The following is a 4,935-nucleotide window of genomic DNA, read 5'->3' as shown; positions in this document are numbered from 1 at the left end:
TAAAAAAATAATCTAATGGCACTTCGAGTCGTTGGGAGAGTTTGAACAAAAGGTCTGCGGAGGGAATGAAATGCCCTCTCTCAATTTTACTAATCTGGCTTTGTTCACAAATTCCTTCTGCAAGAGTTTGTTGGGAGAGTCTCAACTCTTTTCTTTTCAATCTGAATTTCTCTGCGAGTGTATTCATTAAAGATAATAAACCTTCCTATTTGCTTAATTTCATTATAAAATTTTTAGTTCAAAATAGCAAGTTAAAGGAATAAATAATTCTTTATGGTAATAAACAAAAAAAAAAGTTAAAAATTACATAAAAATACTTGACTAAATAAAATATATCTGTTAGAATAAAAAAGAAAGGGGTTTCATTGCATGAGAAAAAAACGTGGAATTAAAAAATTAGTTACATTTGCATTGCTAGGTGTTTTTATGTTTAGTAATACAATTCCTTACCAACAGTTTATTCAGAAGAATAAACAATTGGAGATTCGAGTGCAATCGCAAAAGAAGTCCAATGGTCTTGATGTTGGGAAGGCTGATTAGTTGATTAAATGATGAAAATACTATTAACTATATAGTATTTCTGTTTTATCTAATTTTTAATTAGAAAGAAGGGATTCCGATGTACTAGGGTATGATTTGTTGATATTTCTAAATGCAGTCATTGTTATTGTTAGATTTTAAGTGAAAGAAATGAGGGCTTTACGATGAAGAAAAGCATAAAAAAAATAATTACAACATCTTTACTTGCACTGACTTTAGCTGGTGCAGGTGGTTCGATTGTTTCAGCTGCAACAGTTTGGTATAAAGGTACTGCAGTTTATTGGGATTATGGTCGTACTGCTGGCCTTTGGAGCTATTCAAATGTTCAGTCTAGTGTTTACGAACACTCAGCAACTGCTAACGGGGCATTCTCAGGCTGGCAATCACCTGGAGTAGAAGCACGTGTTTCTAAATTCATCGGAACTGCTACAGCTGAATGTTACTGGAATTGTAGGTAAGTACCTATGACATACAAAAACATGTTATTAGGTAAAATGAAATACTTAATCCTGTTTTTGATTGCCATCCAGAGTGTCTTACTTGCTCTGGTGGCAATTTTTTTAGCAGGTTTACAGTATCAACAGTCATGGCAGAGTTATAATCATCATTCCGAAACTGTAACAGTTTATCTTCAGAAGTTAACAGAAGAGCAATCACAAGATGTATTTAATTATTTTTTAGAACAGAGTGACTTGTCCATATGGACAAAACGTTCTGAAAGTAGTGATACAGGAGAAGGTCTAAATAGGATTTATATAGACATCCTTGGCAGCTCTGCTGGTTTTTCAGATTTTGAAAGTACGGGTAAAATAGTAGTCTCACAACAACAATTTGCAGATTTATTATCTCATAGTGATAATAGTATGACTATTGGACTTGACAAAGGCTCAAATAATATGCTTTACGAGCTTCCAGATTTATTATTTAGCACACCTGTAGTCATTGAACGATTAGATTATACTTTTCAAAACACTAATACGATCAATGGGATATACCATATCAATGGTCTCCACGATGCTGTCTCAAGAGATAACTTTCTGTTGCATCTTTCAAAGATGTCAGGTATTTCTGTTGAGGATTTGACAAAAGAAAGTTTTGGAAGTAGTACTGATCAGGGAATTTGGGGAATAATACTTGCTATCAGCATCTTAGTAAATGCCTTCATTTTACTGATTCTATTCTTAATCTGTGTTCTTCAATCCTTTAAACATTTCGGAACATTGATTCTTTTAGGATGGGATAGAAAAGAATTATGGTCTGCTTTTTTCAAAAATTCTCTACTATTTTCAATCTACATTATTCCAATTATCTCTTTATGTAGTTGGTTGTTGTCAGGCTGGTCTAGTTTTGGTTTATCATCGTTTATTCTAGTTTTTGCTGGAGTCAGCCTCTCAGTCTTGTTGCTACTATTGATATTCATTATTCCAACGATTATTGTTTATTCGGTTTCTCCATTAGCCGCAATTCATAAACGATTACCAATGAAGCCTTTAATGGTAACCTGCTTGTTATTCTATACCTTGGTAGCTGGTTTGTTAATCGCAGTCAGTTACTCTTTAGATGCTCCAACGAATCAGTTTATTGATAATATGAAAGTATCTAGGGAGTGGAAAAATGTTGAAGATATGTACGTTATCTCCAGCTTTGTTGAGGGAGATGATGTAGGTACATATGCAGGAACTACAAATTCCCTTGAGCGTAGTATGTATAACTTTTACCAGCGTATATCTGAGCTTCCAGGTGTCTATATTGCCCAAGGAAAATTTCTTAATCAGGAGTACCTTGATGCAGTCTATGGGACATACCAACATGTCCCTAAAAAACCATTTTGGTATTTGAAATTCTCCTATAATTACCTGCAAGAGTTAGGTATTCCCCTAAGTGATGAGGAGTTGCTAGAGATGAGGAATGGTACTCGACTTTATCTTCTACCTAACACGCTCAATACAGAAGAACTTGAGGCGATGAAGGCTTATTTACAGGAAAGTGTCACTGTAAAACCGGGAGATTTACAAACTAATTTCACAGAAAATCCGAAATTTATGTTCAAGGTTTACCAACCGTCTCGACCAATATTTACTTGGTCAGATTCCATTTCTTATGGTACAACTAGTGAGAATCCAGTTATTTTTGTCTCAACACCAGAGAATCTATATTTCATGGAGTCGGCAAACTTAGTTGTCAGCGGCTATAATGGTCTTTTGAAGATTCGTGATAGGGAAACAATGGAACAGGTAGTGTCCGTTTTAGAAACAGAATTTCCAGATTTAACGGATAATCGGTTGAGTTTTACAACTGTCAAGAACTTTATCAATGGTCTTCAAAAAGATCTGAGTTATACATTTTATCTTTTCGGCACGATTATAGCGATTATCATCATTACGATGATGGCTATTTTCTGGAGTTTTGTCTTAATGTACCGCTTGTTATTTGAAGAAAAATTGTATGTTCAATACTTTATGGGATTCTCACCATGGAAAAGATATATTGGTGTGGTTTCTCTCATTATTAGTTTTTCTGTGATGGAACTAATCGTTTCTATCTTGGTGGGTTCTAAGTTGGGAATAGTCATGACACTAGCTACATTTGCTTTTCAGATAATGCTTCTTTACTTCAGTTTGTTCCGTAAAGAAGGAGAGAGTATCATACAATCATTTAAGGAGTAATCTCATGTCTAGAATTTCAGTACAAAATGTATCAAAACAATTTGGTTCAAGAGAAATTTTCAAAGACTTAAGCTTTGATATTGAGGAAAATGAATTTGTAGCTTTAGTAGGACCTTCTGGTTCTGGAAAATCGACTATCCTCAATATGATTGGACTATTGGATACTGTTGACAGTGGTAAAATCCTAATCAACGGAAAAGTTTTGCCTAAGGTAAATTCGCAATCAGCAGTTCATTATCGAAGGAATGTCATCAACTATCTTTTTCAATCCAATGCACTCATTTCTACATCTAGTGTGAAAGATAACCTGATGCTTGCCATGACTTTTTCGAATTTCTCTAGACAGGAGAAAGAGCAGAGAATCAAGGAAACGCTAGAATTTGTTGGTCTACAAAATCGGTTAAATAGTAAAGTCAATGAATTATCGGGAGGTGAACAGCAGAGAATTGCGATTGTGAGAGCTATTTTAAAGCCCGGAGATATTGTCCTAGCAGATGAACCAACCGGATCGTTAGATCCTGAAATGTCTCAAAAAGCATTCGATTTGATTCGAACTTTGAGAGATCAATTTGGTAAAACAATTTTGATTGTTACGCATAACATGGAGCAAGCACGGCAATGTGATAGGATCATTTTACTGGAGTAGGTTCTTGTAAATTAACTCAAGCATTATTAGCACTTGATACGGTTACTTCTGAACCCGTTTCAAAAGAAAACTATCTTTATTCCATGTTATTTTGAGAAAGATATTGTGAAAGTCAAATATGATGATAAAGTTGAGTGGAATTTGTTAGAATTTCAAAAATTTAGAGCATTTTTGGCTTAGTAATATGTGTTGAAAGCTCAAAATCTATGGTAAAAAGTAGCTTTGAAAACGTATTGCCTCCAAAGATTTAGTTAAATAATGATTTAACACAAAAAGAAATTATTGAAGTTCTGGAAAGATGTTGTTTCAGTATTGAGAAAAGGTGGGAAAAACTTGCGATTTTCACAGAGAAAGGATTGTTATAAATCTTACATAACTCTCTTGCTTCTATATAATAATTTTTGACTTGTTCTTTGTCTAGAAATTTGGCTCCAGCATTTCCTACAAGAATAAGTAGAGGAGCCAGTTGGTAGCTTGTCTGTCTTTGTTTACAGAGTTCAATCGTCTCAAGAGCTTCTTGGATGGCTTCGTTATATTTTTCCTTTGACACTAGGTAGTGAGCGTAGTTGTAACGAACTCTGATGTAGCCAAATAAAAACTCTTGATGCTCAAAATTTTTTGTCTGATATAACTCCATCAAATGAGAGTAGTTTGCCTCATATTCTTGTTCACGACCCTCTAAGGAATAGAAATTAGATAGAGTATTCAACGCCTTTAAATAAATCAGAGTATTTGAAGAGACTTTTAATAATATATTTTCCAATGAAGAAATTGCCTCACACTTACTGTCATATTGATAGAAGTCAATAATAGCTTTAATCCATTCAAGGTAAGTTCGGTCTTCTAGTGTTAGAAAAGTACTTCGTTCAATCTCTATTCTATAAATATATTCCAAATTGTCATAATTTCTGTCATCTAATAGTCGAGCAGATAATTGCTTGAAATTAGAGAGGTTAGATTTAATTTCAATTTGTTCATTAAAAAAATAATCTAATGGCACTTCGAGTCGTTGGGAGAGTTTGAACAAAAGGTCTGCGGAGGGAATGAAATGCCCTCTCTCAATTTTACTAATCTGGCTTTGTT

6 protein-coding genes are annotated in these 4,935 nt (G+C 34.1%); 4 read left to right on the top strand and 2 right to left on the bottom strand.

Features of this window, described 5'->3' with window-relative positions:
* A partial coding sequence (locus tag HT703_RS09310; protein ID WP_172930049.1) for a helix-turn-helix transcriptional regulator occupies positions 1-187 on the bottom strand: 187 nt, incomplete at its 3' end.
* A gap of 182 nt (positions 188-369) precedes the next feature.
* Between HT703_RS09310 and HT703_RS12030 the strand changes: the two genes are divergently transcribed.
* The 4 genes from HT703_RS12030 (at position 370) to HT703_RS09295 (ending at position 3,852) form a co-directional block, all read left to right on the top strand.
* A complete protein-coding gene (locus HT703_RS12030) occupies positions 370-540 on the top strand; it encodes a PhrA family quorum-sensing system peptide (protein WP_001227862.1) in 171 nt (56 codons plus the stop codon).
* Positions 541-704: 164 nt separating this feature from the next.
* Entirely contained in the window at positions 705-998 is a 294-nt protein-coding gene (locus tag HT703_RS09305) for a hypothetical protein (RefSeq protein ID WP_000748217.1), read from the top strand.
* 6 nt (positions 999-1,004) lie between these two features.
* Positions 1,005-3,206: an ABC transporter permease gene (locus tag HT703_RS09300; RefSeq protein ID WP_000221426.1), complete on the top strand. Its 2,202-nt coding sequence runs from the start codon at positions 1,005-1,007 to the stop codon at positions 3,204-3,206.
* 4 nt (positions 3,207-3,210) lie between these two features.
* Complete coding sequence (locus HT703_RS09295; protein WP_172930048.1) at positions 3,211-3,852, top strand: ATP-binding cassette domain-containing protein; 642 nt, start codon at positions 3,211-3,213, stop codon at positions 3,850-3,852.
* A 247-nt stretch (positions 3,853-4,099) separates the two neighbouring features.
* Here the strand turns inward: HT703_RS09295 and HT703_RS09290 are convergent.
* A partial coding sequence (locus HT703_RS09290) for a helix-turn-helix transcriptional regulator (protein ID WP_172930047.1) occupies positions 4,100-4,935 on the bottom strand: 836 nt, incomplete at its 5' end.

Origin of the sequence: Streptococcus sp. 3874, from assembly GCF_013276425.1 — a bacterium.
In the GTDB taxonomy this organism is placed as follows: domain Bacteria; phylum Bacillota; class Bacilli; order Lactobacillales; family Streptococcaceae; genus Streptococcus; species Streptococcus pseudopneumoniae.
The sequence above is the reverse complement of the archived record's forward strand: the minus strand, read 5'-3'. Positions and strand labels throughout refer to the sequence as shown.

Bases quoted from the DNA above. Each gene is read 5' to 3' on its own strand.
- HT703_RS09305 (WP_000748217.1), top strand. From the start codon at position 705: ATGAAGAAAAGCATAAAAAAAATAATTACAACATCTTTACTTGCACTG.
- HT703_RS09295 (WP_172930048.1), top strand. From the start codon at position 3,211: ATGTCTAGAATTTCAGTACAAAATGTATCAAAACAATTTGGTTCAAGA.
- HT703_RS09300 (WP_000221426.1), top strand. From the start codon at position 1,005: ATGACATACAAAAACATGTTATTAGGTAAAATGAAATACTTAATCCTG.
- HT703_RS12030 (WP_001227862.1), top strand. From the start codon at position 370: ATGAGAAAAAAACGTGGAATTAAAAAATTAGTTACATTTGCATTGCTA.